This window comes from Pseudocitrobacter vendiensis (assembly GCF_943590815.1).
GTDB classification, from domain to species: Bacteria; Pseudomonadota; Gammaproteobacteria; order Enterobacterales; family Enterobacteriaceae; genus Pseudocitrobacter; species Pseudocitrobacter vendiensis.
The window spans coordinates 86,847-109,300 of record NZ_CALSBS010000014.1 but is presented as its reverse complement, the minus strand read 5'-3'; the positions used below and the strand labels follow the sequence as shown (position 1 = coordinate 109,300).

At 53.7% G+C, this 22,454-nt stretch carries 28 protein-coding genes; 14 read left to right on the top strand and 14 right to left on the bottom strand.

The window, feature by feature from the left end:
* Window positions 1–118: 118 nt before the first annotated feature.
* The 3 genes from arcB to mtgA all read left to right on the top strand — a co-directional run bounded on the left by arcB (window position 119) and on the right by mtgA (window position 4,063).
* Complete coding sequence (gene arcB / locus NMC31_RS15545) at window positions 119–2,455, top strand: aerobic respiration two-component sensor histidine kinase ArcB (protein ID WP_149464005.1); 2,337 nt, start codon at window positions 119–121, stop codon at window positions 2,453–2,455.
* Between the two features lie 232 nt (window positions 2,456–2,687).
* On the top strand, window positions 2,688–3,341 hold the full coding sequence (gene elbB / locus NMC31_RS15540; RefSeq protein WP_253898397.1) for an isoprenoid biosynthesis glyoxalase ElbB: 654 nt from the start codon (window positions 2,688–2,690) through the stop codon (window positions 3,339–3,341).
* Window positions 3,338–4,063: a monofunctional biosynthetic peptidoglycan transglycosylase gene (gene mtgA, locus NMC31_RS15535; protein ID WP_253898396.1), complete on the top strand. Its 726-nt coding sequence runs from the start codon at window positions 3,338–3,340 to the stop codon at window positions 4,061–4,063. Before elbB ends, mtgA begins: the two co-directional genes overlap by 4 nt.
* Here the strand turns inward: mtgA and yrbL are convergent.
* From yrbL to NMC31_RS15475, 12 genes are all read right to left on the bottom strand, one after another.
* Window positions 4,060–4,692, bottom strand: a complete 633-nt coding sequence (gene yrbL, locus NMC31_RS15530; protein ID WP_253898395.1) for a PhoP regulatory network protein YrbL — start codon at window positions 4,690–4,692, stop codon at window positions 4,060–4,062. The genes mtgA and yrbL overlap by 4 nt on opposite strands.
* Window positions 4,693–4,920: 228 nt before the next feature.
* Entirely contained in the window at window positions 4,921–5,193 is a 273-nt protein-coding gene (gene npr / locus NMC31_RS15525; protein WP_015962820.1) for a PTS phosphocarrier protein NPr, read from the bottom strand.
* A complete protein-coding gene (gene rapZ, locus NMC31_RS15520; RefSeq protein ID WP_015962821.1) occupies window positions 5,190–6,044 on the bottom strand; it encodes an RNase adapter RapZ in 855 nt (284 codons plus the stop codon). Before rapZ ends, npr begins: the two co-directional genes overlap by 4 nt.
* Before the next feature lie 33 nt (window positions 6,045–6,077).
* A complete protein-coding gene (gene ptsN, locus NMC31_RS15515) occupies window positions 6,078–6,566 on the bottom strand; it encodes a PTS IIA-like nitrogen regulatory protein PtsN (RefSeq protein ID WP_149464001.1) in 489 nt (162 codons plus the stop codon).
* Between the two features lie 56 nt (window positions 6,567–6,622).
* Entirely contained in the window at window positions 6,623–6,910 is a 288-nt protein-coding gene (gene hpf, locus NMC31_RS15510; protein WP_149464000.1) for a ribosome hibernation promoting factor, read from the bottom strand.
* 22 nt (window positions 6,911–6,932) lie between these two features.
* Entirely contained in the window at window positions 6,933–8,366 is a 1,434-nt protein-coding gene (gene rpoN, locus NMC31_RS15505; protein WP_149463999.1) for an RNA polymerase factor sigma-54, read from the bottom strand.
* 47 nt (window positions 8,367–8,413) lie between these two features.
* Window positions 8,414–9,139 (bottom strand): LPS export ABC transporter ATP-binding protein, encoded by a 726-nt coding sequence (gene lptB, locus NMC31_RS15500; protein ID WP_108474955.1) that lies wholly within the window; start codon window positions 9,137–9,139, stop codon window positions 8,414–8,416.
* Between the two features lie 6 nt (window positions 9,140–9,145).
* Entirely contained in the window at window positions 9,146–9,700 is a 555-nt protein-coding gene (gene lptA, locus NMC31_RS15495) for a lipopolysaccharide ABC transporter substrate-binding protein LptA (protein ID WP_149463998.1), read from the bottom strand.
* On the bottom strand, window positions 9,669–10,244 hold the full coding sequence (lptC, locus tag NMC31_RS15490) for an LPS export ABC transporter periplasmic protein LptC (protein ID WP_149463997.1): 576 nt from the start codon (window positions 10,242–10,244) through the stop codon (window positions 9,669–9,671). The genes lptA and lptC overlap by 32 nt, the downstream gene beginning before the upstream one ends.
* The gene (kdsC, locus tag NMC31_RS15485) at window positions 10,241–10,807 is read right to left on the bottom strand and encodes a 3-deoxy-manno-octulosonate-8-phosphatase KdsC (protein ID WP_253898394.1); all 567 of its coding nucleotides are present in this window, start codon (window positions 10,805–10,807) and stop codon (window positions 10,241–10,243) included. The genes lptC and kdsC overlap by 4 nt, the downstream gene beginning before the upstream one ends.
* 14 nt (window positions 10,808–10,821) lie before the next feature.
* Window positions 10,822–11,808: an arabinose-5-phosphate isomerase KdsD gene (gene kdsD / locus NMC31_RS15480; protein ID WP_253898393.1), complete on the bottom strand. Its 987-nt coding sequence runs from the start codon at window positions 11,806–11,808 to the stop codon at window positions 10,822–10,824.
* Window positions 11,809–11,822: 14 nt separating this feature from the next.
* Complete coding sequence (locus NMC31_RS15475) at window positions 11,823–12,797, bottom strand: calcium/sodium antiporter (RefSeq protein ID WP_253898392.1); 975 nt, start codon at window positions 12,795–12,797, stop codon at window positions 11,823–11,825.
* Between the two features lie 202 nt (window positions 12,798–12,999).
* On the opposite strand from NMC31_RS15475, the gene mlaF reads away from it, so the two are divergent.
* The 7 genes from mlaF to murA all read left to right on the top strand — a co-directional run bounded on the left by mlaF (window position 13,000) and on the right by murA (window position 17,821).
* Complete coding sequence (gene mlaF / locus NMC31_RS15470) at window positions 13,000–13,812, top strand: phospholipid ABC transporter ATP-binding protein MlaF (RefSeq protein WP_113858901.1); 813 nt, start codon at window positions 13,000–13,002, stop codon at window positions 13,810–13,812.
* Window positions 13,813–13,819: 7 nt separating this feature from the next.
* Window positions 13,820–14,602, top strand: coding sequence for a lipid asymmetry maintenance ABC transporter permease subunit MlaE (gene mlaE, locus NMC31_RS15465; RefSeq protein WP_149463994.1), 783 nt, complete (start codon window positions 13,820–13,822; stop codon window positions 14,600–14,602).
* Window positions 14,603–14,606: 4 nt separating this feature from the next.
* Window positions 14,607–15,161, top strand: a complete 555-nt coding sequence (mlaD, locus tag NMC31_RS15460) for an outer membrane lipid asymmetry maintenance protein MlaD (protein WP_149463993.1) — start codon at window positions 14,607–14,609, stop codon at window positions 15,159–15,161.
* An 18-nt stretch (window positions 15,162–15,179) separates the two neighbouring features.
* Window positions 15,180–15,815 carry a phospholipid-binding protein MlaC gene (gene mlaC / locus NMC31_RS15455; protein WP_015962834.1) on the top strand — a complete coding sequence of 212 codons (636 nt, stop codon included), beginning with the start codon at window positions 15,180–15,182 and terminating at the stop codon, window positions 15,813–15,815.
* Window positions 15,812–16,102, top strand: coding sequence for a lipid asymmetry maintenance protein MlaB (gene mlaB / locus NMC31_RS15450; RefSeq protein WP_149463992.1), 291 nt, complete (start codon window positions 15,812–15,814; stop codon window positions 16,100–16,102). Before mlaC ends, mlaB begins: the two co-directional genes overlap by 4 nt.
* A gap of 139 nt (window positions 16,103–16,241) precedes the next feature.
* Window positions 16,242–16,496 carry a BolA family iron metabolism protein IbaG gene (gene ibaG, locus NMC31_RS15445; RefSeq protein WP_015962836.1) on the top strand — a complete coding sequence of 85 codons (255 nt, stop codon included), beginning with the start codon at window positions 16,242–16,244 and terminating at the stop codon, window positions 16,494–16,496.
* Window positions 16,497–16,561: 65 nt separating this feature from the next.
* Complete coding sequence (gene murA / locus NMC31_RS15440; protein WP_015962837.1) at window positions 16,562–17,821, top strand: UDP-N-acetylglucosamine 1-carboxyvinyltransferase; 1,260 nt, start codon at window positions 16,562–16,564, stop codon at window positions 17,819–17,821.
* Window positions 17,822–17,879: 58 nt separating this feature from the next.
* On the opposite strand, the gene sfsB is transcribed toward murA, so the two are convergent.
* Window positions 17,880–18,149 carry a DNA-binding transcriptional regulator SfsB gene (gene sfsB, locus NMC31_RS15435; RefSeq protein WP_149463991.1) on the bottom strand — a complete coding sequence of 90 codons (270 nt, stop codon included), beginning with the start codon at window positions 18,147–18,149 and terminating at the stop codon, window positions 17,880–17,882.
* A 205-nt stretch (window positions 18,150–18,354) separates the two neighbouring features.
* A complete protein-coding gene (gene ispB, locus NMC31_RS15430; protein ID WP_015962839.1) occupies window positions 18,355–19,326 on the bottom strand; it encodes an octaprenyl diphosphate synthase in 972 nt (323 codons plus the stop codon).
* A 258-nt stretch (window positions 19,327–19,584) separates the two neighbouring features.
* Here ispB and rplU point away from each other — a divergent pair, with 258 nt between their 5' ends.
* From rplU to cgtA, 4 genes are all read left to right on the top strand, one after another.
* The gene (gene rplU / locus NMC31_RS15425; protein WP_003025032.1) at window positions 19,585–19,896 is read left to right on the top strand and encodes a 50S ribosomal protein L21; all 312 of its coding nucleotides are present in this window, start codon (window positions 19,585–19,587) and stop codon (window positions 19,894–19,896) included.
* A 19-nt stretch (window positions 19,897–19,915) separates the two neighbouring features.
* Entirely contained in the window at window positions 19,916–20,173 is a 258-nt protein-coding gene (gene rpmA, locus NMC31_RS15420) for a 50S ribosomal protein L27 (protein ID WP_007673187.1), read from the top strand.
* A 103-nt stretch (window positions 20,174–20,276) separates the two neighbouring features.
* Complete coding sequence (locus NMC31_RS15415) at window positions 20,277–21,242, top strand: DMT family transporter (RefSeq protein ID WP_253898391.1); 966 nt, start codon at window positions 20,277–20,279, stop codon at window positions 21,240–21,242.
* Window positions 21,243–21,257: 15 nt separating this feature from the next.
* Window positions 21,258–22,436, top strand: a complete 1,179-nt coding sequence (gene cgtA / locus NMC31_RS15410) for an Obg family GTPase CgtA (protein WP_149463990.1) — start codon at window positions 21,258–21,260, stop codon at window positions 22,434–22,436.
* Window positions 22,437–22,454: the final 18 nt, after the last annotated feature.

Here is a 22,454-nt window from a genome sequence, read left to right as displayed (position 1 = left end):
TGGGAGAGGGTTAGGGTGAGGGCACCAGACCGCACAATCCACGCATTTTTCACACAACCTTCAACGCATTGCTCAGAATTGGGTATTATTGAGCGACGATGACGTGAAGGAACCCCCTATGAAGCAAATCCGTTTACTGGCGCAGTATTACGTCGACCTGATGATGAAGCTGGGTCTGGTGCGCTTTTCAATGCTATTGGCCCTTGCGCTGGTAGTGCTGGCCATTGTGGTGCAGATGGCGGTGACCATGGTGCTGCATGGGCAGGTCGAAAGCATTGATGTGATCCGCTCTATCTTCTTTGGTCTGTTGATTACGCCGTGGGCGGTCTACTTTTTATCGGTGGTGGTCGAGCAACTGGAAGAATCTCGCCAACGCTTATCGAAGCTGGTGGAGAAGCTCGAAGAGATGCGCGAGCGCGATCTCAAACTTAACGTTCAACTCAAAGACAATATCTCGCAGCTCAACCAGGAAATCAGCGATCGTGAAAAAGCGGAAGCTGAGCGTGAAACAATGCTTGAGCAACTGAAGGTCGAGATGAAAGAGCGTGAAGAGACGCAAATCCGCCTTGAGCAACAATCCTCCTTCCTGCGTTCCTTCCTGGATGCGTCACCGGATCTGGTTTTCTATCGTAATGAAGATAAAGAGTTTTCTGGCTGTAACCGGGCAATGGAGCTATTAACCGGCAAGAGTGAAAAGCAACTTATTCATCTGCACCCGGAAGACGTTTACGCGCCGGAAGCTGCGGCAAAGGTTCTGGAAACCGATGAGAAAGTGTTCCGTCATAACGTCTCGCTCACCTATGAACAGTGGCTGGATTACCCGGATGGCCGCAAAGCCTGCTTCGAAATCCGTAAAGTGCCTTACTACGATCGCGTCGGTAAACGCCACGGCTTGATGGGCTTTGGCCGCGATATCACCGAGCGTAAGCGCTATCAGGATGCCCTGGAGCGCGCCAGTCGCGATAAGACCACCTTTATCTCCACCATCAGCCACGAACTGCGTACGCCGCTTAACGGTATCGTTGGCCTTAGCCGTATTCTGCTTGATACCGACCTGACCACTGAGCAGGAAAAATACCTGAAAACCATCCATGTTTCCGCGGTGACGTTGGGGAATATCTTCAACGATATCATCGATATGGATAAAATGGAGCGACGTAAAGTTCAGCTGGATAACCAGACTATCGACTTTACTGGCTTCCTCTCCGATTTAGAAAACCTCTCCGGCTTGCAGGCGCAACAGAAAGGGCTGCGCTTCGTCATGGAACCGAGCTTACCGCTGCCACATAAAGTGATTACCGACGGCACGCGTCTGCGTCAGATTCTGTGGAACCTGATCAGCAATGCGGTGAAATTCACTCAACAAGGTAAAGTTGAAGTGCGCATTCGTTACGACGAAGGCGATATGCTGCACTTTGAAGTGGCTGACTCCGGTATCGGTATTCCACAGGCAGAGCAGGATAAAATCTTTGCTATGTATTACCAGGTGAAAGACAGCCAGGGCGGTAAGCCGGCTACCGGTACCGGGATTGGTCTGGCCGTTTCGCGTCGCCTGGCGCGCGACATGGGCGGCGATATTGAAGTCTCCAGCAATCCGGGTCAGGGCTCGACGTTTGTTCTGACCGTACACGCCCCCGCCGTTGCCGACGAAGTGGAAGATACGCTGGACGACGACGATATGCCGCTGCCAGCGCTCAACGTACTGCTGGTGGAAGATATCGAACTCAACGTCATTGTCGCCCGTTCGGTGCTGGAAAAACTCGGCAACAGCGTGGATGTGGCGATGACCGGGAAGGCTGCGCTGGAGATGTTTACGCCAGGCGAATACGACCTGGTACTGCTCGATATTCAATTGCCGGATATGACCGGGCTGGATATCTCTCGCGAGTTAAAACAGAAATTTGCCGCTGATGATCTGCCGCCGCTGGTGGCATTGACGGCTAACGTGCTGAAAGATAAAAAAGAGTATCTGGAAGCGGGGATGGATGATGTGCTGAGCAAGCCGTTATCAGTACCGGCCCTCACCGCGATGATCAAAAAATTCTGGGACACCGCCGACGACGAGGAGAGCACCGCAATGCCAACAGAACAAGGTAAATCACAGCAGTTACTGGATATTCCGATGCTGGAGCAGTACATCGAATTGGTGGGGCCGAAGCTCATTACCGACGGCCTGGCGGTCTTTGAGAAGATGATGCCGGGTTATCTGGCGGTGCTGGAATCGAATCTGACCGCGCGCGATCAGAAAGGTATTGTCGAGGAAGGGCACAAAATTAAGGGCGCGGCGGGTTCCGTCGGTCTGCGTCATCTGCAACAGCTAGGGCAGCAGATCCAGTCGCCTGATTTACCGGCCTGGTGGGATAACGTCGGTGAATGGGTTGAGGAGATGAAAACCGAATGGCAGCACGATGTCGCGGTGCTTAAATCCTGGGTGGCGAACGCTGAAAAAAAATGACCCCGGCTAAACCGGGGTGCGCGAACACTGCGCCAACACCAGGGAAATCGTGGCTGCGCCATAAGATGTAATAGGATTTTGGTTAGACACAACCTGATGAATACGATTACACGCAGATTAAGATAGCAAAAGTTGAAACATTTGTTACATGAATCAGCAAAATATGTGAAGCATAGCGAGTTAATCAGAAATAGTAATAATCTTCAGTCAGTTACAGCGAGGGACAAGCATCATGAAAAAAGTTGGCGTTATTTTGAGCGGCTGCGGTGTCTATGACGGCTCTGAAATTCACGAAGCCACCATTACGCTGCTGGCCATTGCCCGTAGCGGCGCGCAGGCCGTGTGCTTTGCGCCGGATAAGCGCCAGTTCGATGTTATCGACCACTTGTCGGGGGAAGCGATGGGTGAAAGCCGCAATGTGCTGATCGAGTCTGCGCGCATTGCGCGCGGTGATGTACGTCCGCTCGCCAGTGCGCAGGCGGAAGAGCTGGATGCGCTGATTGTGCCCGGCGGTTTTGGCGCGGCGAAAAACCTCTCTAACTTCGCCACGCAGGGTGCTGCGTGCGAGGTTGACGCGCATCTGAAAGCGTTGGCGCAGGCAATGCATCAGGCGGGTAAACCGCTCGGCTTTATGTGTATCGCCCCGGCGATGTTGCCGAAGATTTTTGATTTCCCGCTGCGCATTACCATCGGCACCGATATCGACACGGCAGAAGTGCTGGAAGAAATGGGCGCGGAGCATGTGCCGTGCCCGGTGGATGACATCGTTGTTGATGAAGACAACAAAGTGGTCACCACGCCAGCTTATATGCTGGCGCAGAACATCGCCGAAGCCGCTGAGGGGATTGAAAAGCTGGTGGCGCGCGTGCTGGTACTGGCTGAATGAGCAAGCGCGTTTCACCGCTGAAGTGGATAAAACGTATTGTCTGGCGCATCACGCTGGTGCTGGTGCTTTTCTGGGGCGGCGGTATTGCGCTGTTTAGCTTTGTGCCAGTTCCGTTTTCTGCGGTAATGGTCGAGCGCCAGCTAAGTGCCTGGCTGAGCGGCGATTTTCATTATGTGGCGCATTCCGACTGGGTCAGCATGGATGAGATATCGCCGTGGATGGGGCTGGCGGTGATCGCTGCCGAAGATCAGAAATTCCCGGAGCACTGGGGGTTTGATGTTCAGGCGATCGAAAAGGCGCTTTCACACAATGAACGCAATGAAAACCGCATTCGCGGCGCGTCGACGTTGTCCCAGCAGACGACGAAAAACCTGCTGCTGTGGGATGGACGCAGCTGGTTACGCAAAGGGCTGGAAGCGGGGTTGACGGTGGGGATTGAAACAGTCTGGAGTAAGAAGCGTATCCTGACCGTTTACCTGAATATCGCTGAGTTTGGTGAGGGCATTTTTGGCGTAGAAGCCGCTGCACAGCGCTATTTCCATAAATCCGCCAGCAGGCTGACCATGTCGGAAGCGGCGCTGTTAGCCGCCGTACTACCAAACCCGCTTCGCTTTAAAGCGGATGCCCCTTCAGGCTACGTGCGTAGCCGTCAGGCGTGGATACTGCGTCAGATGCGTCAGCTCGGCGGCGAATCCTTCATGACCCGCCACCAACTGCATTAAGCTTTGCGAGAAGAGAGCTCCAGCGTGCTGCGCTCTTCGCGCGGCTTGCTGTTATTCAGTGCGGCTGCCAGTACCGGCTGGGCAATAAAACGTTCCCACAGACGTTCCTGCTTACGACGACAGAACCATTTTGACCAGGTGGCCAGAGGAATAAAGGTCGATTCGCCAATGTTGTCGCAGATAACCGGCACCACTTCTGATTCACTGATGCGGTGGCACAGAATATTAGCCGGTTTCAGCGTCATGGTCACAATGTGGTTTTCGGAGATGTACTTCTTCAACGATCGCAGGATCTGACGCAATACGACCAGATCTTCTTCGTAGCGACACTCCATAGCGAACTGTTTTAAGGTGATAGACGGTTTGCCGTCAAAGTCGCTGATCACGTCATAGACGTAACCTGTTCCGCAGTCGGTCTCAACGGTGCCGTAATAACGCGGGATCCCACTCCAGTCCTTCAGATAACGATTGAGATGTGCGTAGTAGCCCAACTCACGTTTCGTCTCTTTATCACCGCCATCGTCGTTGTTGTAGACGATTTTAATGCAGCGTTGGGCATCATCCGGATGCGCATAACATTTACGATGTCTTCCGGTGCCCAGGGGGGTGTGATCCGATAAATGTAACATGACGCGCTCCTGGAATTATTTGCTGACAATTAACCAGTATCGACACGAAACTTAAATGAAACATAAACAAAGCAAATTAAGGTTTTCTTAAGGTTAATCTTAGACAGGAAAGAGCACAAATTGTACAGGGATAACAAAAAAAACGCCGAATGGCGTTTTTACAGTAGAGGCGCTTTTCGTAGGCCGGATAAGGCGAAGCCGCCATCCGGCATGGGGAAGGGAGACTACTTAATCTTCATCAAACCCGGATTCAAACAGTGCGATAACCGCGGCCAGGGCTTCCACTTCCTGCGGGCCGGAGGCTTCCACTTCAATCTGGCGTCCTTTGGCGGAATCCAGCATCAGCAGCGCAATCACGCTGTTGGCTTCTGCTTCGGTGCCTTCGTCGTTGCGCAGCAGCACTTCCGCATCAAAACCCTGCATCAGTTCAAACAGCTTCATCGCAGGCCGGGCGTGCATGCCCAGCCGGTTGGTGATTTCAACGGTTTGCTTTACGGTCATGATTTACGTTTTTCCAGCGTCCGGTGACGAGACTGCACGTTCTTGCCGCGAGAGCGGAAGTAGTCAGCCAGTTGTTCGGCGACATACACCGAACGGTGTTTACCGCCGGTACAGCCAATCGCCACGGTCAGATAGCTACGGTTATTGGTTTCCAGCATAGGTAACCATAGCTCAAGATAGCTGCGGGTCTGGTAGATAAAGTTATGGACTTCCGTATGCCTGTCGAGGAAGGCGGCAACCGGTTTATCGAGGCCGGTCATCGGACGCAGTTTCGGATCCCAGTGCGGGTTGGGCAGGAAGCGTACGTCGAAGACGTAATCCGCATCAATAGGAATACCGTGCTTGAAGCCAAAGGATTCAAACACCATCGTCAGTTCACGCTCGCGTTTGCCCAGCAGGCGGGTACGCAGCATTTCTGCCAGCTCATGCACCGACATCTCGGAGGTGTCGACGATAAGGTCTGCGCGCGAGCGCAGCGGCTCGAGCAGGTCGCTCTCTTTGTCGATGGCGCTCTCGAGCGACAAGTTTTTACTGGAGAGCGGATGCAGACGGCGCGTGTCGCTGTAACGACGGATCAGCGTATTGCGATCGGCATCGAGGAACAGCAACTGTGGAGAAAATGCGTCCGGCAGATTTTCCATCGCTTTTTCGAAGATTTCCGGGGATTCCGGCATATTACGCACGTCGATACTGACGGCGGCGGAGATCTCCCGGTCGGCCAGCGTTTTCGCAAGCTCTGGCAGCAGGACTACCGGCAGGTTGTCCACACAGTAGAAACCCATATCTTCCAGCGCCCGTAAGGCCACGGATTTACCCGAGCCTGAGCGGCCGCTGACGATCATCAGTACCATGTACCGTTTCTCCTCAGTACGAACTCATTTCCCTTACGCTTCATCACTGTTTTCCGTTTCTGTGATGATTTGATACAGCTCTTCGTCGCTCTGCGCTGAACGCAGTCGGCGGCAGATGGTTTTATCCGCCAGACGTTTCGCCACCAGTGAAAGCGTATGTAAATGCGTTTTGGTTTGGTCCGCAGGCACCAGCAAAGCAAACAGCAGGTCAACAGGCTGATTGTCGATGGCGTCGAACGCGATCGGCGTTTCAAGCTGCACAAAAACGCCCACGGCGCGCAGCGTATCTTCTTCCAGCTTTCCGTGTGGAATGGCGATGCCATTGCCAATGCCGGTACTGCCCATTTTTTCGCGGGTGAGAATCGCTTCGAACACCACCTGCGGAGGCAGACTTAACTGCTTTGCCGCCAGTTCACTGATGATTTCCAGCGCACGTTTTTTACTCTGGCAGTGAACCGCACTGCGGGTACATTCCTGGTTAAGCACATTGCTCAGTTGTAGAGCCGAATCGTTATTTATCATAATTTCACCTAAGCATCGCCCGACACGTTATCGGCATCGGGCGACCGCCCGGACAATTAGTGTTGTTTCAGTTTATCTTTATGTTTATTAAGCTGCCGCGCCAGTTTGTCGATCAACAGATCAATGGCGGCATACATGTCCTGCCCTTCCGCGCTGGCATGAAGTTCGCCCCCGTTAACATGCAGGGTCGCATCCGAGATGTGCGTCAATTTCTCCACTTTTAACACAATATAGACCTGATTGATCCTCTCAAAATACTGTTCCAGCTTCACGAATTTCGTGTTGATGAAATCGCGCAGGGCTTCAGTGATTTCGACGTTGTGTCCAGTGATGTTGAGCTGCATAGTGTCTTCCTTATCAGTTGAGTCAGACCAGTTGTTTACGCTGGTTAGACGGCGGAATGGATAAAGACTCTCGGTACTTTGCAACGGTTCGGCGGGCCACCATGATACCCTGATCGGAGAGCATAGAGGTCAGCTTACTGTCGCTTAGTGGTTTCGCGGGATTTTCCGCGGCAATCAATTTCTTCACCAGCGCGCGAATCGCCGTGGATGAGGCTTCGCCGCCACCCTCGGTATTCACATGGCTTGAGAAGAAATACTTAAGCTCAAAAATGCCGCGCGGGCTATGCAAATACTTCTGCGTAGTCACGCGTGAAATGGTGGACTCATGCATCTCGACGGTCTGGGCGATATCCGCCAGCACCATCGGTTTCATATACTCTTCGCCGGACTCAAAAAACGCCTGCTGCTGCTCAACGATGCAGCGGCTGACGCGCAGCAACGTGTCGTTGCGGCTCTCAAGACTTTTAATCAGCCACTTCGCATCCTGCAGATTGCTGCGAATAAACTGGCTGTCGGCGTCGTTACGGACGTTGTTACACATGCCCGCGTAGTGCTGATTAATTTGCAGACGTGGAATGCTGTCGGCGTTAAGTTCTACCACCCAGCGGCCACTGACTTTGCGCACCAGCACATCAGGAATGACATATTCCGGCTCACCGGTCTGTATCGATTGACCCGGACGTGGATCCAGTGACTGAATCAGATCCACCGCTTCTTTCAACACGTCTTCTTTCAGACGCGTGACGCGCATTAACGATCGGAAATCGTGGTTGGCAAGCAGATCGAGATGGTCGCTGATGATCAGACGGGCTTCGGCGAGGCGAGGGGTTTCTTTGGCAAACTGAGAGAGCTGAATAAGCAGGCAATCGCGGAGATCGCGGGCGGCAACGCCCACCGGGTCGAATCGCTGGATTCGTTTAAGCACGGCTTCGACTTCATCCAGACCGATTTCGTCATCACCCATGCTCTCGCGGATATCTTCCAGCGGGACGGTCAGATAACCGGTATCGTCAACGGCGTCAACGATGGAGGTGGCTATCGCCCGGTCGGTATCGGTAAACGGCGTGAGTTCCACCTGCCACATCAGGTAATCCTGAAGGGACTGGGTTGTTTCGCCCTGATAGACCGGCAGTTCGTCATCCTGGTAATCTGCGCCCGTGCCGGAAGGCGTTCCGGCGGTGTAGATTTCATCCCAGCTGGCGTCGAGCGGCAGCTCTTCCGGCATATCTTTCTGTTCGAGCGCGTCGGCGCTGTCTAACGTTTCGTTATCCGGCGTCTCTTTGGCATCGATTTCTTCATGAATATCGGTTTGCTCAAGCAGGGGATTGCTCTCCAGCGCTTGCTGAAGTTCCTGCTGCAGTTCCAGCGTCGACAGCTGTAACAAGCGAATTGCCTGTTGCAGCTGTGGCGTCATGGCGAGCTGTTGGCTGAGCCTTAATTGCAAACCTTGCTTCATGTTCAGTGCGATAATCTCCGGCTAACCTCTCTCATACTTCTACCCTATCAGAGTCTGAAGTCTTCCCCAAGATACACACGTTTAACATGTTCGTCTTGTAAGATCTCTGTCGGGGTGCCGTGGGCGATAAGCTGCCCCTGGCTGACGATATACGCACGCTCACACACCGCCAGCGTTTCGCGGACGTTGTGGTCGGTGATTAACACGCCGAGACCGCTGTCGCGCAGATGCTCAATGATGTGTTTGATATCGATAACGGAGATCGGGTCAACGCCCGCAAACGGTTCATCCAGCAGGATAAATTTCGGATTTGCGGCCAGCGCGCGGGCGATCTCTACGCGGCGACGTTCGCCACCAGAGAGCGATTGACCCATGTTGTCGCGAAGGTGTTCGATGTGGAACTCTTCCATCAGCTCGTTACAGCGGTCTTCGCGCTGTTCACTGGTGAGATCGTCACGAATTTGCAGCACCGCCATCAGGTTGTCATACACGCTCAGACGACGGAAAATGGACGCTTCCTGCGGCAGATAGCCAATCCCGCGGCGCGCACGGGCGTGCAGCGGCAGCAGGCTGATATCTTCATCATCAATGATGATATTACCCGCGTCGCGCGGCACGATACCAACCACCATGTAGAAGGTAGTGGTTTTACCCGCGCCGTTCGGCCCAAGCAGGCCTACAATCTCACCGGAGTTGACGGTCAGACTGACATCCTCTACCACGCGACGGCCTTTGTAGGCTTTTGCCAGGTTTTTTGCAATTAATGTCGCCATAACGAATCAGTTACTCTTCTTCTGTGCCGGAGCCTGGTTTTTGTTCTTGTCCTGCAACTGGGACGGAACCAGAACGGTCGTTACGCGTTTACCTTTTTCGCTAAACGCCTGCATTTTCTGTTCTTTAACCAGGTAAGTGATTTTGTCGCCCTTGATGTTGCTGTCCACCTGTTCCAGATATGCGTTGCCGGTCAGCACCACGAAATCACTTTGCAGTTCATAATGCATTTTGGCGGCGTGGCCTTTCACCGGCTTGCCGTTGTCCTGCATCTGGTAGAAGGTCGCCGGGTTACCGTAGCCGTCGATCACCTCTTTGCCTTTTTCGCCGCCAGGACGGGTCACCACCACCTTGTCGGCGTTAATTTTGATACTGCCCTGGGTCACAATAACGTTGCCGGTAAAGGTGACGATATTGCCCTGCATATCCAGCGACTGCTGATCGGATTCAATATGAATCGGCTGGTCAGTATCACCAGTCAGTGCCAGTGCCGGCAGGCTGGCTGCCAGCAGAGAACCGGCGAGCGCCAGCTTAAGGCTGAGTTTGTTTGTTCTGAATTTCATAGGAGGTTCTAACCTTTTCAATCAGCTCGGCGTTCTTGCTGCGTAAATTGCCGCGCATTTTCAGGCCGCTGGAATTAAATGTCGTTCCGTATAACGTCACCAAATCATCAGAGGTAACATCCTGGGTGACCAGGTTGATCTGGGCGTTATCCGTCGTAATTTTGCGCAATTGCGCGTCAGGGGTCAGGGCGTTAACTTCAACGTGACCATAAAGGTACAGCATGCGATCGTTTGTCAGCTTCGCTTTATCGGCTTTGATTGACCAGGTTGGCACTTTATCAGTGTCAAAGGTGGTCAGTCTCGGCTGGGTAAACCACGAGACAGCTTCGTCGGAAAAATACTCGACGTGTTCTGCGATTAATCGATAATTCAACGCGCCTTCAGGGCTGTAGACCACCGTATCGGTATGTTCGCTTTTATAAGTTGGGTCGTTGCTGTTAACCACCGCCTGACCGTCATCATCATTGCTGGCCAGATTCACGCCAATGAGGACGAGCGCCGCAAGCGAAAGCAGGATAATAACCCAACGTCTGGTTTTACTCATATCGATTGCCCTTTGGCTTCCTCTAACTTCCCTTGCGCCAGCAACAGGAGATCGCACACTTCGCGGACCGCGCCGCGCCCACCGGCAATACGGGTGACGTAATCCGCACGCGGCAGCAACAGCGGATGCGCGTCATTGACCGCAACGCTTAAACCCACTTCCGCCATGACCGGCCAGTCGATGAGATCGTCGCCCACATAAGCGACTTCATCGGCCTGCAAACTGAGCTTGCCGAGCAGCTCGCGATAGGCGATAAGTTTATCGGATTGCCCTTGATAAAGATGGGTAATTCCTAACGTATCACAGCGGTCTTCTAACAGTTTAGCTTTTCGCCCGGTAATAATGGCAACTTCGATTCCGGACGTCAGGGCACAGCGAATACCGTAGCCATCACGCACGTTAAACGCTTTCAGCTCTTCGCCGTTATTCCCCATGTAAATCAGACCATCGGACAGCACGCCGTCGACGTCGAGGATCAGCAGGCGAATTTTCGCCGCTTTCTCAATAAATTCGGTACTCACCGGGCCGTAACAGGTTGCCACGGAAGTGACAGCATTACTCATTGTTTTTAATCCTTTTACACTACGCCTGCGCGCAGTAAATCATGCATATGGATGACGCCCAGCAGGTGATCGCCCTCAGCAACCAGCACGCAGGTGACGTGGCGTGATTGCATCAGGTTTAACGCGTCAACGGCCAGCGTACCCGGACGGATACGAATGCCGCCTGGGGTCATGACATCGGCGATGCTCAGGCTACGTAAATCGGCGCCATTATCAAAGATGCGGCGCAGGTCACCATCGGTAAAGATACCGTCGATCTTCATGTTTTCATCGCAAATTACCGTCATGCCGAGGTTTTTGCGGGTAATTTCCAGCAGCGCATCACGCAAAGAGGCTTCTTTGTTGACGCGCGGAATGTCGTCGCCGGTGTGCATAATGTCGTTTACGCGCAGCAACAGCTTACGACCGAGTGCGCCACCGGGGTGAGAAAGCGCAAAATCTTCGGCAGTGAAACCGCGCGCTTTTAGCAGCGCAACCGCCAGCGCATCACCCATCACCAGCGCCGCGGTAGTGCTGGAAGTCGGCGCCAGACCTAACGGGCAGGCTTCTTTCGGCACTTTCACGCACAGATGGATATCCGCCGCGCGGCCCATACTGCTTTCCGGGCGGCTGGTCATGCAAATCAGCGGCACCTGCAAACGTTTCAGAACCGGGATCAACGCCAGAATTTCGTTTGATTCACCAGAGTTAGACAAGGCGATGACGATATCGTGCGGCGTCACCATGCCCAAATCGCCGTGTGCGGCTTCGCCCGGATGCACGAAGAACGCGGAGGTGCCGGTGCTGGCAAATGTCGCAGCCATTTTGCGGCCAATATGCCCGGATTTTCCCATGCCCATTACCACGACTTTACCGCTGCAATAGAAGATTTTCTCACAGGCGCGGCTGAAGTCGTCGTTGATGTATTGATCGAGCTGGGCCAGACCCTCGCGTTCAATCTCCAGCACCTCTTTCCCGGCTTTCTGGAAGTCAAAACCCGGTTGCAAATCGATTTGCGACATAATGTTATCCCGATTCATTCTACAAAGAGCGGCGTCGCCCACCAGAGCATCGCCAGCCATGCGATAAACCCGCCGGTTAAGAGCGCGCCCGCCACGCGGCCAATTTGTTGACGTCGCCAGCACAGCAACGCAAAAATCACGCTCACGATAACCATCACCCCGTAATCGCGGGTGAAGGCCAGTGGGTTAAACGCGCCAGGCGCAAGCAGCGCCGGTATTCCAAGAACAATGGCGATATTAAAAAAGTTGGAGCCGATAATATTACCAATGGCAATGTCATTTTCGCCTTTGCGCACGCCCGCGATTGCCGTTGCCAGTTCTGGGAGACTGGTGCCCAGCGCAATGGCGGTCAAGCCAATCGTCAACTCGCTCATGGCAAAGAAATTGGCCAGTACGGTGGCGTTATCCACAACCATACGCGTCGCCATGGGCATAATAATCAATGCGATACCGAGCCACAGGAACGCAACCGGCAGCGACCCTTCGCGAGGCAGTTCCGCGACCTGTTCGCGGGTCAGGCTATCGTTTCCCTGACGTTCCGCCAGCCGGGCGATTTTAACGGTAAACAGCAACCAAAGCACCGCCAGCGCGAGCAAAAAAACGCCATCAAACAGTGATAATTCACCATCATACAACACATAGCCCGCCAGCAGGCTGACGATTAACATTAAGGGAATTTCGCGGCGCAGGATATCAGAATGCACGGTAAAAGGGTGCAGTAAGGCGGCAAGTCCGAGGATTAATAAAATATTGATGATATTCGAACCAATGGCGGTGCCAATGGCTAGATCGACCTGCCCGTGCAGCGCGGCGGCGGAAGATACAATAATTTCCGGTAATGATGTGCCGACGCTGACCACTGTCAGACCAATAATCAGCGGCGGAATACCTACCGCGCGACACAGTATTGATGCGGAGTAAACCAGACGGTCGGCGCTGTAAACCACCAGAAGTAAACCAATTATGAACAGAGCCGTCGCTAAAAGCATTCAAAGTCCTTTCTTAAGGTATAATCGCTAGTCCGTAACGCCTGGTCGTAACGAATTCTTAATTTTGACTTTATGCGCTGTAAAAGTAAAACAAATGCCAGATTTCGTTAACCAAAGCAGAGCAGATTCTGTAAGAATGTCGGGTTTAGGGCAGGGAATCATTCCATGCTCACCCTGTTAAGGTCCTGGTAAAGGGAAACGTATGAGCCAGAGTTTAGCGAATCTTGTTGATGTCCGGGGAATGAGCTTTACGCGCGGGAACCGTGTTATCTTTGACAATATCTCGCTTTCGGTGCCGCGCGGAAAAATTACTGCCATTATGGGGCCGTCCGGCATCGGCAAAACCACACTGCTGCGCCTGATTGGCGGGCAGATCCCACCGGACAGCGGCGAGATCCTGTTTGACGGCGAGAATGTGCCGGAGATGTCCCGCTCGCGCCTGTATACCGTGCGTAAACGCATGAGCATGCTGTTTCAGTCCGGTGCGCTGTTCACCGACATGAACGTTTTTGACAATGTTGCCTATCCTATTCGTGAGCACACGCGGCTTCCTCCCGCTTTGCTGAAAAGCACGGTGATGATGAAACTGGAAGCCGTTGGCCTGCGTGGGGCAGCGAAATTGATGCCGTCAGAGCTCTCCGGCGGCATGGCGCGACGTGCGGCGCTGGCGCGCGCTATCGCGCTTGAGCCTGACCTCATTATGTTTGATGAACCTTTTGTTGGTCAGGACCCCATCACTATGGGCGTTCTGGTCAAACTGATTTCGGAACTCAATAGCGCGCTTGGTGTCACTTGTGTCGTGGTTTCGCACGATGTGCCAGAAGTGCTGAGTATCGCGGATTACGCCTACATCGTGGCGGATAAAAAAATTGTCGCGCACGGGAGCGCGTCAGCGTTGCAGGAAAACGATGATCCCCGGGTACGCCAGTTCCTCGACGGCATTGCCGATGGGCCTGTGCCGTTCCGCTATCCTGCGGGCGACTATCGCCGCGATCTCTTAGGAACAGGGAGCTAACTTACTCATGCTGTTAAATGCACTGGCCGCGCTGGGCCATCGCGGGATTAAGACTCTCGCGACGTTCGGGCGCGCTGGGTTAATGTTATTCAATGCCATCGTCGGCAAGCCGGAGTTTCGCAAGCACGCGCCGTTGCTGGTGCGCCAGCTCTATAACGTTGGTGTGCTATCGATGCTCATCATCCTTGTGTCCGGCGTGTTCATCGGTATGGTGCTGGGGCTTCAGGGGTATCTGGTTCTAACCACCTATAGCGCGGAAACCAGTTTAGGCATGCTGGTGGCGCTGTCGCTGCTGCGCGAGCTGGGGCCGGTGGTTGCCGCGCTGCTGTTTGCAGGCCGTGCAGGTTCCGCACTGACGGCGGAAATCGGCCTGATGCGCGCGACGGAACAGCTTTCCAGCATGGAGATGATGGCGGTCGACCCGTTACGTCGTGTTATTTCTCCACGCTTCTGGGCGGGCGTCATCTCGCTTCCGTTGCTGACGATTATGTTCGTCGCGGTTGGCGTCTGGGGTGGTTCGCTGGTTGGCGTGAGCTGGAAAGGTATTGATGCGGGCTTCTTCTGGTCGGCAATGCAAAATGCGGTGGATTTCCGCCTTGATCTGGTGAACTGCCTGATTAAGAGCGTGGTCTTCGCCATTACGGTTACATGGATTGCGTTATTCAACGGTTACGATGCGATCCCTACTTCTGCCGGGATCAGCCGGGCGACAACGCGCACCGTGGTGCATTCGTCGCTGGCGGTACTTGGGTTGGACTTTGTGCTGACGGCACTGATGTTTGGGAATTGAGTGAATGCAAACGAAAAAGAGTGAAATCTGGGTCGGTATCTTTTTGCTGGTTGCCATGCTGGCGGCGCTGTTTATCTGCCTGAAAGCGGCGGATGTTACCTCGCTGCGTACGGAGCCGACATACCGCATTTACGCCACCTTCGATAACATCGGCGGCCTGAAAGCGCGTTCGCCGGTGCGTATTGGTGGGGTTGTGATTGGCCGCGTCGCGGACATCACCCTCGACCCAAAAACCTATCTGCCGCGTGTAGCGCTGGATATCGAAGAGCGTTACAACCATATCCCGGATACCAGCTCGCTGGCGATTCGCACCTCCGGGCTGCTGGGGGAACAGTATCTGGCCCTGAACGTTGGTTTTGAGGACCCGGAGCTGGGAACGTCTATCCTTAAAGATGGCGGTACCATTCAGGACACCAAATCTGCCATGGTGCTGGAAGATTTAATCGGTCAGTTCCTTTACAACAGTAAAGGCAGTGACAATAAGAATTCAGGCGATGCGCAGAGCTCCGGCGAAGGACATACTGATGCTGCGGCGCCTGCTGCTGGCTCGACGAATTAATTTCAGGAGACGTAACTCATGTTTAAACGCTTATTGATGGTCGCTATGCTGGTGATTGCCCCGTTAACTGCGGCAACGGCGGCTGACCAGTCCAACCCGTACAAGCTGATGAATGAAGCGGCGCAGAAAACTTTTGATCGCCTGAAAAATGAACAGCCGAAAATTCGCGCGAATCCGAACTATCTGCGCGACGTGGTCGATCAGGAACTTCTGCCGTACGTGCAGGTAAAATATGCCGGAGCGCTGGTGCTGGGCCGTTACTACAAAGATGCGACGCCCGCACAGCGTGATGCTTACTTCGCGGCATTCCGTGAATACCTGAAACAGGCATACGGCCAGGCGCTGGCCATGTACCATGGTCAGACCTACCAGATCGCGCCGGAACAGCCGCTGAATGACGCGTCTATCGTGCCAATCCGTGTAACCATTATCGACCCGAATGGCCGTCCGCCAGTGCGTCTGGATTTCCAGTGGCGTAAAAACACCCAGACGGGTAACTGGCAGGCTTACGACATGATTGCGGAAGGGGTGAGCATGATCACCACCAAGCAAAACGAGTGGAGCGACCTGCTGCGTACCAAAGGCATTGATGGCCTTACCGCACAGTTGAAATCTATCTCTAACCAGCCGATTACGCTGGAACAGAAAAAATAATGGAACAGCTAAGCTGGACGCGCGACGGGGATATCCTGTCGCTGCACGGTGAACTGGATCAAGATCTACTGGTCCCCCTGTGGGACGCCAGAGCCGAAGCCACGAGCGGCGCTCAGGTGATTGATTTAAGTGGTCTAAGCCGCGTCGATACCGCTGGCCTCGCGTTATTAATCCACTTTATCGAGCTGATCCGCCGTCAGGGAAATACAGCCAGCGTTAAAGGTGTGAGCGAAAACGTCGCCACGCTCGCCGGGTTGTATAATCTGCCAGCAGATATGATCCCATAATACTTTCAGTGCGTTATTGCTGCTGATTACTCTCAAAGCCCCATCAATCTGCACGATGGGGCTTTTTGATTGTTTAAGCCTGCGTCACTTTCCTCTAAGATGTTGGGCTGTTTTCTCTATCAGATAAAAATGTGAACCCATGGAAAATCATGAAATTCAGACCGTGCTGATGAATGCACTCTCCCTTCAGGAAGCGATCGTCTCGGGCGATGGCAGCCACTTTCAGGTTATCGCGGTGGGTGAGATGTTTGACGGCATGAGCCGGGTCAAGAAGCAGCAGACTATCTATGCCCCGCTGATGGAGTATATTGCGGACAACCGCATCCATGCCCTGTCAATCAAAGCGTATACCCCGCAAGAGTGGGCACGCGACCGTAAACTTAACGGATTTTGAGCCATGGATTCGCCTGTAAAGGCGTGAATCGATGGCGAGTATGACTTTTAACAGAGAACAGAATAATGGATAAATTCCGTGTTCAGGGGCCGACTAAGCTCCAGGGCGAAGTGTCTATTTCCGGCGCTAAAAATGCCGCACTGCCAATCCTCTTCGCCGCACTGCTGGCGGAAGAGCCGGTAGAGATTCAAAACGTCCCGAAACTGAAAGACGTTGATACGTCGATGAAGCTGCTGAGCCAGCTAGGCGCGAAAGTTGAGCGCAATGGTTCGGTACACATTGATGCAAGCGGTGTGAACATCTTCTGCGCGCCGTATGAACTGGTGAAAACCATGCGTGCGTCCATCTGGGCTCTTGGTCCGCTGGTAGCGCGTTTTGGTCAGGGGCAGGTTTCACTGCCGGGCGGCTGTACCATTGGTGCGCGTCCGGTTGACCTGCACATTACCGGCCTGGAACAGCTCGGTGCGACCATCAAGCTGGAAGAAGGCTACGTGAAAGCCTCCGTTGATGGCCGCCTGAAAGGCGCGCACATCGTGATGGACAAAGTGAGCGTTGGCGCCACCGTGACCATTATGTCAGCGGCTACCCTTGCTGAAGGCACCACCATCATCGAAAACGCCGCGCGCGAGCCGGAAATTGTCGATACAGCAAACTTCCTCGTTGCGCTGGGCGCGAAAATCAGCGGTCAGGGCACCGATCGCATCACCATCGAAGGCGTAAAACGCCTGGGTGGCGGCGTTTACCGCGTACTGCCAGACCGTATCGAAACCGGTACTTTCCTCGTGGCGGCGGCCATCTCTCGCGGCAAAATCATCTGCCGTAACGCGTGCCCGGAAACGCTCGATGCCGTACTGGCGAAACTGCGTGAAGCCGGTGCTGAAATTGAAGTCGGCAGCGACTGGATCAGCCTGGATATGCACGGTCAGCGTCCGAAAGCGGTGAACGTGCGTACCGCGCCGCACCCTGGCTTCCCGACCGACATGCAGGCGCAGTTCACCCTGCTGAATATGCTGGCGGAAGGGACGGGTGTGATCACCGAAACTATCTTCGAAAACCGTTTCATGCACATTCCGGAACTGATCCGTATGGGCGCGCGTGCGGAAATCGAAAGCAATACGGCTATCTGTCACGGCGTTGAGAAACTCTCCGGCGCTCAGGTAATGGCGACCGATCTGCGCGCGTCTGCAAGCCTGGTGCTGGCAGGTTGCATCGCGGAAGGTACCACCATTGTTGACCGTATCTATCACATCGACCGTGGCTACGAGCGCATTGAAGACAAACTGCGCGCGCTGGGTGCGAATATCGAACGTGTGAAGGGCGAGTAATCGTTCTTCTCACAACGCCTCTTACGTGCAGCGTGAGAGGCGTTGTGCTTTCTGAGGTTTATTTCTTTTTCGTCTGACGCATCGACTGCGTCTTATCAATAAACTGATGCGTGATAGGGTCGTGATAGCGTGACGGCCAGATAACCCACGGCTCAGTACCCAGCGCTTTGGCGATAATCAGCTCACCTTTCGGCCACGGGCGCGACAGAACGTTGGCAAGCGTAGAGGAACTCAGGCCATTCTTACGGGATTCCGCCGCCATTGTTGTGCCTTTTTTGCGCAGACCCGCGATGATATCCGCAGGGTGCCAGTCAATAAACTTATCCATGTTATCTCCCTGTTCAGAAGCTAAATTGTTCGTGAAAACAGCACGGGAGTACTATAGCGCTTCCTGTTGGTAAGCTCTAAAAAGTTCATGTAAGTTGAGGCTAAATTCAGAAAACATCAAATTTTCGACGCTATCAGGCATGAATAATCATTTTTTGGATTTTACTGGAACTCTCCCGCTATGTGCGCGGGAGAGACAGACAGGATTAATGGTCGCGTTGAACAGCGATGTGGGCGAGGGCGATAAGCGCATCGCGCCATTGAGAATCAGGCAGCGGTGAGAGGGCGGCAATAGCTTTATCCGCTTCTTCTTCGGCGCGCTGACGCGTCCACTCCAGCGAGCCACAGGCCGCCATGGCTTCCAGAACCGGCTCCAGCAGATGACGCCCGTTACCCTGCTCAATCGCACCGCGAATCAGCAGCGCTTGTTCCGGGGTACCGTTACGCATAGCGTGCAGCAGCGGCAGGGTCGGCTTGCCCTCGTTGAGGTCATCACCCACGTTTTTACCGAGCGTCTCGCCATCGGCGCTGTAATCCAGTAAATCATCAATCAACTGGAAAGCAGTACCGAGATAGCGCCCATAATCCTGCAAACCTTTTTCCTGCTCTGGCGTACAGCCTGCAAGCAGGCCGGAACACTGGGATGCCGCTTCAAACAGGCGCGCGGTTTTACTGTAAATCACGCGCATGTAGTTTTCTTCGGTGATGTCCGGGTCGTTGACGTTCATCAACTGCAGCACTTCGCCTTCAGCAATCACGTTCACCGCTTCCGACATCACTTCCAGCACCTTCAGCGAGCCGAGACTGGTCATCATCTGGAACGCACGGGTGTAGATGAAATCGCCGACCAGGACGCTTGCCGCATTCCCAAAGGCGGCATTCGCGGTCGCTTTCCCGCGGCGCATGTCGGATTCATCCACCACATCGTCGTGCAGCAGCGTGGCGGTGTGGATAAACTCAATCAGCGCAGCGATGGTGACATGGGCATTTCCCTCGTAGCCGACCGCGCGAGCGGCCAGTACGGCGATCATAGGGCGAATGCGTTTTCCGCCTCCACTGACGATGTAATAACCCAACTGATTGATGAGCTGAACATCTGAGTTGAGCTGTTCAAGAATCGTTGCATTGACACCCGCCATATCCTGCGCGGTTAACTCATTGATTTGTTGTAGATTCATCGCAAAAGCCGGGCTTAATGTCCTGTTTACCACTTATCCGTACGGGATAATGAAGGTTTTACGTTAGAGTTGTAGCACTGATTGTACTGAAAAAACGGCTCAGATAAACGTTACCGTGAAAGTTGTGTTTTTTTTCTGCGTGTATTGATGGTAGCACTTGTCAAAGGCTCGCGTTTTGCGTAATATTCGCGCCCTATTGTGAATATTTATAGCGCACTCTGAATCACACGATTAATGTGCGCGGAAGCGGAGTTCTATATGTACGCGGTTTTCCAAAGTGGTGGTAAACAACACCGAGTAAGCGAAGGTCAGACCGTTCGCCTGGAAAAGCTGGACATCGCAACTGGCGAATCTGTTGAATTCGCTGAAGTTCTGATGATCGCAAACGGTGAAGAAGTCAAAATCGGCGTTCCTTTCGTTGATGGCGGCGTAATCAAAGCTGAAGTTGTTGCTCACGGTCGTGGCGAGAAAGTTAAAATCGTTAAGTTTCGTCGTCGTAAACACTACCGTAAGCAGCAGGGCCACCGTCAGTGGTTCACTGATGTGAAAATTACTGGCATCAGCGCCTAAGACCTGAGGAGAGATTTAAATGGCACATAAAAAGGCTGGCGGCTCAACTCGTAACGGTCGCGATTCAGAAGCTAAACGTCTTGGCGTTAAGCGTTTCGGTGGCGAAACCGTTCTGGCGGGTAGCATCATCGTTCGTCAGCGTGGTACCAAATTCCACGCTGGTAACAACGTAGGTTGCGGTCGTGACCACACTCTGTTTGCTAAAGCAGACGGTAAAGTGAAATTCGAAGTTAAAGGCCCGAACAACCGTAAATACATCAGCATCGTTGCTGAGTAAGGTTTTCGTGGTCCGGTAACGGATTAAAGCCCCGCAACTCGTTGCGGGGCTTTTTACATTCGACGCCCGGAAAATCACAGTGGTCTCAGGCAGGGAATCCGGTATGAAGCAGCAGGCAGGTATTGGTATTCTTTTGGCACTCACCACGGCGATATGTTGGGGTGCTTTGCCGATTGCAATGAAGCAGGTACTGGAGGTCATGGAACCGCCTACCGTTGTCTTCTATCGCTTTTTGATGGCCAGTGTCGGCCTTGGCCTCATTCTGACGGTGAAGCGCAAGCTGCCGCCGCTGCGAATTTTCCGTAACCCGCGTTGGCTGGTTCTGCTGGCGATTGCCACAGGCGGTCTGTTTGGGAACTTTGTTCTCTTCAGCTCCTCGCTGCAATATGTCAGTCCAACCGCTTCGCAGGTCATTGGGCAGCTCTCTCCCGTCGGGATGATGGTTGCCAGCGTATTTATCCTCAAAGAGAAAATGCGCGGTACGCAGATTGTTGGCGCCATCATGCTGGTCTGCGGGCTGGTGATGTTCTTCAACACCAGTTTGATTGAGATTTTCACGCGCCTGACCGACTACACTTGGGGCGTTATCTTCGGTGTCGGGGCGGCGATGGTCTGGGTGAGCTATGGCGTCGCGCAAAAGGTGTTATTGCGGCGGCTGGCGTCACAACAGATCCTGTTTTTACTGTACACTTTATGTACTATTGCGCTGCTGCCATTGGCAAAGCCGGCGGTTATCCATCAGCTCAGTGACTGGCAACTGGTCTGCCTGATTTTTTGTGGGCTGAACACGCTGGTTGGCTATGGCGCACTGGCGGAAGCCATGGCTCGCTGGCAGGCTGCGCAGGTGAGCGCGATTGTGACGCTGACCCCACTGTTTACACTGTTGTTTTCAGATTTATTATCAATGGCCTGGCCCGATTTCTTCGCCAGACCGATGTTAAACCTTATCGGTTATCTCGGTGCGTTTGTCGTGGTTGCGGGCGCAATGTATTCCGCCATTGGTCACCGTCTTTGGGGACGGTGGCGTAAGCGTGAGGCGGTTGTAGTTGTCCCCCGCTCAGGCGAATGATTTACGGAGAGTAAAATGAAGTTTGTTGATGAAGCAACGATCCTGGTTGTAGCAGGTGATGGCGGTAATGGTTGCGTAAGCTTCCGCCGTGAAAAATATATTCCACGCGGTGGCCCTGATGGCGGCGACGGCGGCGATGGTGGTGATGTCTGGCTGGAAGCTGACGAGAACCTGAACACCCTGATTGACTATCGTTTTGAAAAATCTTTCCGTGCGGAACGTGGCCAGAACGGCCAGAGCCGTGACTGTACCGGTAAGCGCGGCAAAGACGTCACGGTTAAAGTGCCGGTGGGTACCCGTGTTATCGATCAGGGTACCGGCGAAACCATGGGCGACATGACCAAACACGGTCAGCGTCTGATGGTGGCGAAGGGCGGCTGGCACGGTCTGGGTAACACCCGTTTTAAATCGTCCGTTAACCGTACTCCGCGCCAGAAAACGATGGGTACGCCGGGTGATAAACGTGACCTGCAGCTGGAACTGATGCTGTTGGCCGATGTTGGTATGCTGGGTATGCCGAACGCCGGTAAATCCACCTTCATCCGCGCCGTGTCTGCGGCGAAGCCGAAAGTGGCGGATTATCCGTTTACCACCCTGGTGCCAAGCCTTGGTGTGGTGCGTATGGATAACGAGAAGAGCTTCGTGGTTGCCGATATTCCGGGGCTGATCGAAGGCGCAGCGGAAGGTGCTGGTCTGGGTATCCGCTTCCTGAAACACCTTGAGCGTTGCCGCGTGCTGCTGCATCTCATTGACATCGCGCCGATCGACGGTTCCGATCCGGTTGAGAACGCCCGTATTATTATCGGCGAACTTGAGAAGTACAGTGAAAAACTGGCCGGTAAGCCACGCTGGTTGGTCTTCAATAAGATCGACCTGATGGATAAAGCGGAAGCTGAAGCGAAGGCTAAAGAGATTGCAGAGGCGCTGGGTTGGGAAGGTAAACACTACCTGATCTCCGCCGCCAGCCAGCAAGGCGTAAAAGACCTGTGCTGGGATGTCATGACCTTTATCATCGAGAACCCGATTGTTTCCGCAGAAGAAGCGAAACAGCCAGAGAAAGTCGAATTCATGTGGGATGACTACCACCGCCAGCAGCTTGAAGAAGCGGCTGTCGAAGAAGAAGACGATGAAGACTGGGATGACGATTGGGACGAAGACGACGAAGAAGGCGTTGAGTTCATTTACAAGCGTTAAACTTAAAAACCCGGCCTG

Bases quoted from the DNA above. Each gene is read 5' to 3' on its own strand.
- arcB (WP_149464005.1), top strand. From the start codon at position 119: ATGAAGCAAATCCGTTTACTGGCGCAGTATTACGTCGACCTGATGATG.
- elbB (WP_253898397.1), top strand. From the start codon at position 2,688: ATGAAAAAAGTTGGCGTTATTTTGAGCGGCTGCGGTGTCTATGACGGC.
- mtgA (WP_253898396.1), top strand. From the start codon at position 3,338: ATGAGCAAGCGCGTTTCACCGCTGAAGTGGATAAAACGTATTGTCTGG.
- yrbL (WP_253898395.1), bottom strand. From the start codon at position 4,692: ATGTTACATTTATCGGATCACACCCCCCTGGGCACCGGAAGACATCGT.
- npr (WP_015962820.1), bottom strand. From the start codon at position 5,193: ATGACCGTAAAGCAAACCGTTGAAATCACCAACCGGCTGGGCATGCAC.
- rapZ (WP_015962821.1), bottom strand. From the start codon at position 6,044: ATGGTACTGATGATCGTCAGCGGCCGCTCAGGCTCGGGTAAATCCGTG.
- ptsN (WP_149464001.1), bottom strand. From the start codon at position 6,566: ATGATAAATAACGATTCGGCTCTACAACTGAGCAATGTGCTTAACCAG.
- hpf (WP_149464000.1), bottom strand. From the start codon at position 6,910: ATGCAGCTCAACATCACTGGACACAACGTCGAAATCACTGAAGCCCTG.
- rpoN (WP_149463999.1), bottom strand. From the start codon at position 8,366: ATGAAGCAAGGTTTGCAATTAAGGCTCAGCCAACAGCTCGCCATGACG.
- lptB (WP_108474955.1), bottom strand. From the start codon at position 9,139: ATGGCGACATTAATTGCAAAAAACCTGGCAAAAGCCTACAAAGGCCGT.
- lptA (WP_149463998.1), bottom strand. From the start codon at position 9,700: ATGAAATTCAGAACAAACAAACTCAGCCTTAAGCTGGCGCTCGCCGGT.
- lptC (WP_149463997.1), bottom strand. From the start codon at position 10,244: ATGAGTAAAACCAGACGTTGGGTTATTATCCTGCTTTCGCTTGCGGCG.
- kdsC (WP_253898394.1), bottom strand. From the start codon at position 10,807: ATGAGTAATGCTGTCACTTCCGTGGCAACCTGTTACGGCCCGGTGAGT.
- kdsD (WP_253898393.1), bottom strand. From the start codon at position 11,808: ATGTCGCAAATCGATTTGCAACCGGGTTTTGACTTCCAGAAAGCCGGG.
- NMC31_RS15475 (WP_253898392.1), bottom strand. From the start codon at position 12,797: ATGCTTTTAGCGACGGCTCTGTTCATAATTGGTTTACTTCTGGTGGTT.
- mlaF (WP_113858901.1), top strand. From the start codon at position 13,000: ATGAGCCAGAGTTTAGCGAATCTTGTTGATGTCCGGGGAATGAGCTTT.
- mlaE (WP_149463994.1), top strand. From the start codon at position 13,820: ATGCTGTTAAATGCACTGGCCGCGCTGGGCCATCGCGGGATTAAGACT.
- mlaD (WP_149463993.1), top strand. From the start codon at position 14,607: ATGCAAACGAAAAAGAGTGAAATCTGGGTCGGTATCTTTTTGCTGGTT.
- mlaC (WP_015962834.1), top strand. From the start codon at position 15,180: ATGTTTAAACGCTTATTGATGGTCGCTATGCTGGTGATTGCCCCGTTA.
- ibaG (WP_015962836.1), top strand. From the start codon at position 16,242: ATGGAAAATCATGAAATTCAGACCGTGCTGATGAATGCACTCTCCCTT.
- murA (WP_015962837.1), top strand. From the start codon at position 16,562: ATGGATAAATTCCGTGTTCAGGGGCCGACTAAGCTCCAGGGCGAAGTG.
- sfsB (WP_149463991.1), bottom strand. From the start codon at position 18,149: ATGGATAAGTTTATTGACTGGCACCCTGCGGATATCATCGCGGGTCTG.
- ispB (WP_015962839.1), bottom strand. From the start codon at position 19,326: ATGAATCTACAACAAATCAATGAGTTAACCGCGCAGGATATGGCGGGT.
- rplU (WP_003025032.1), top strand. From the start codon at position 19,585: ATGTACGCGGTTTTCCAAAGTGGTGGTAAACAACACCGAGTAAGCGAA.
- rpmA (WP_007673187.1), top strand. From the start codon at position 19,916: ATGGCACATAAAAAGGCTGGCGGCTCAACTCGTAACGGTCGCGATTCA.
- NMC31_RS15415 (WP_253898391.1), top strand. From the start codon at position 20,277: ATGAAGCAGCAGGCAGGTATTGGTATTCTTTTGGCACTCACCACGGCG.
- cgtA (WP_149463990.1), top strand. From the start codon at position 21,258: ATGAAGTTTGTTGATGAAGCAACGATCCTGGTTGTAGCAGGTGATGGC.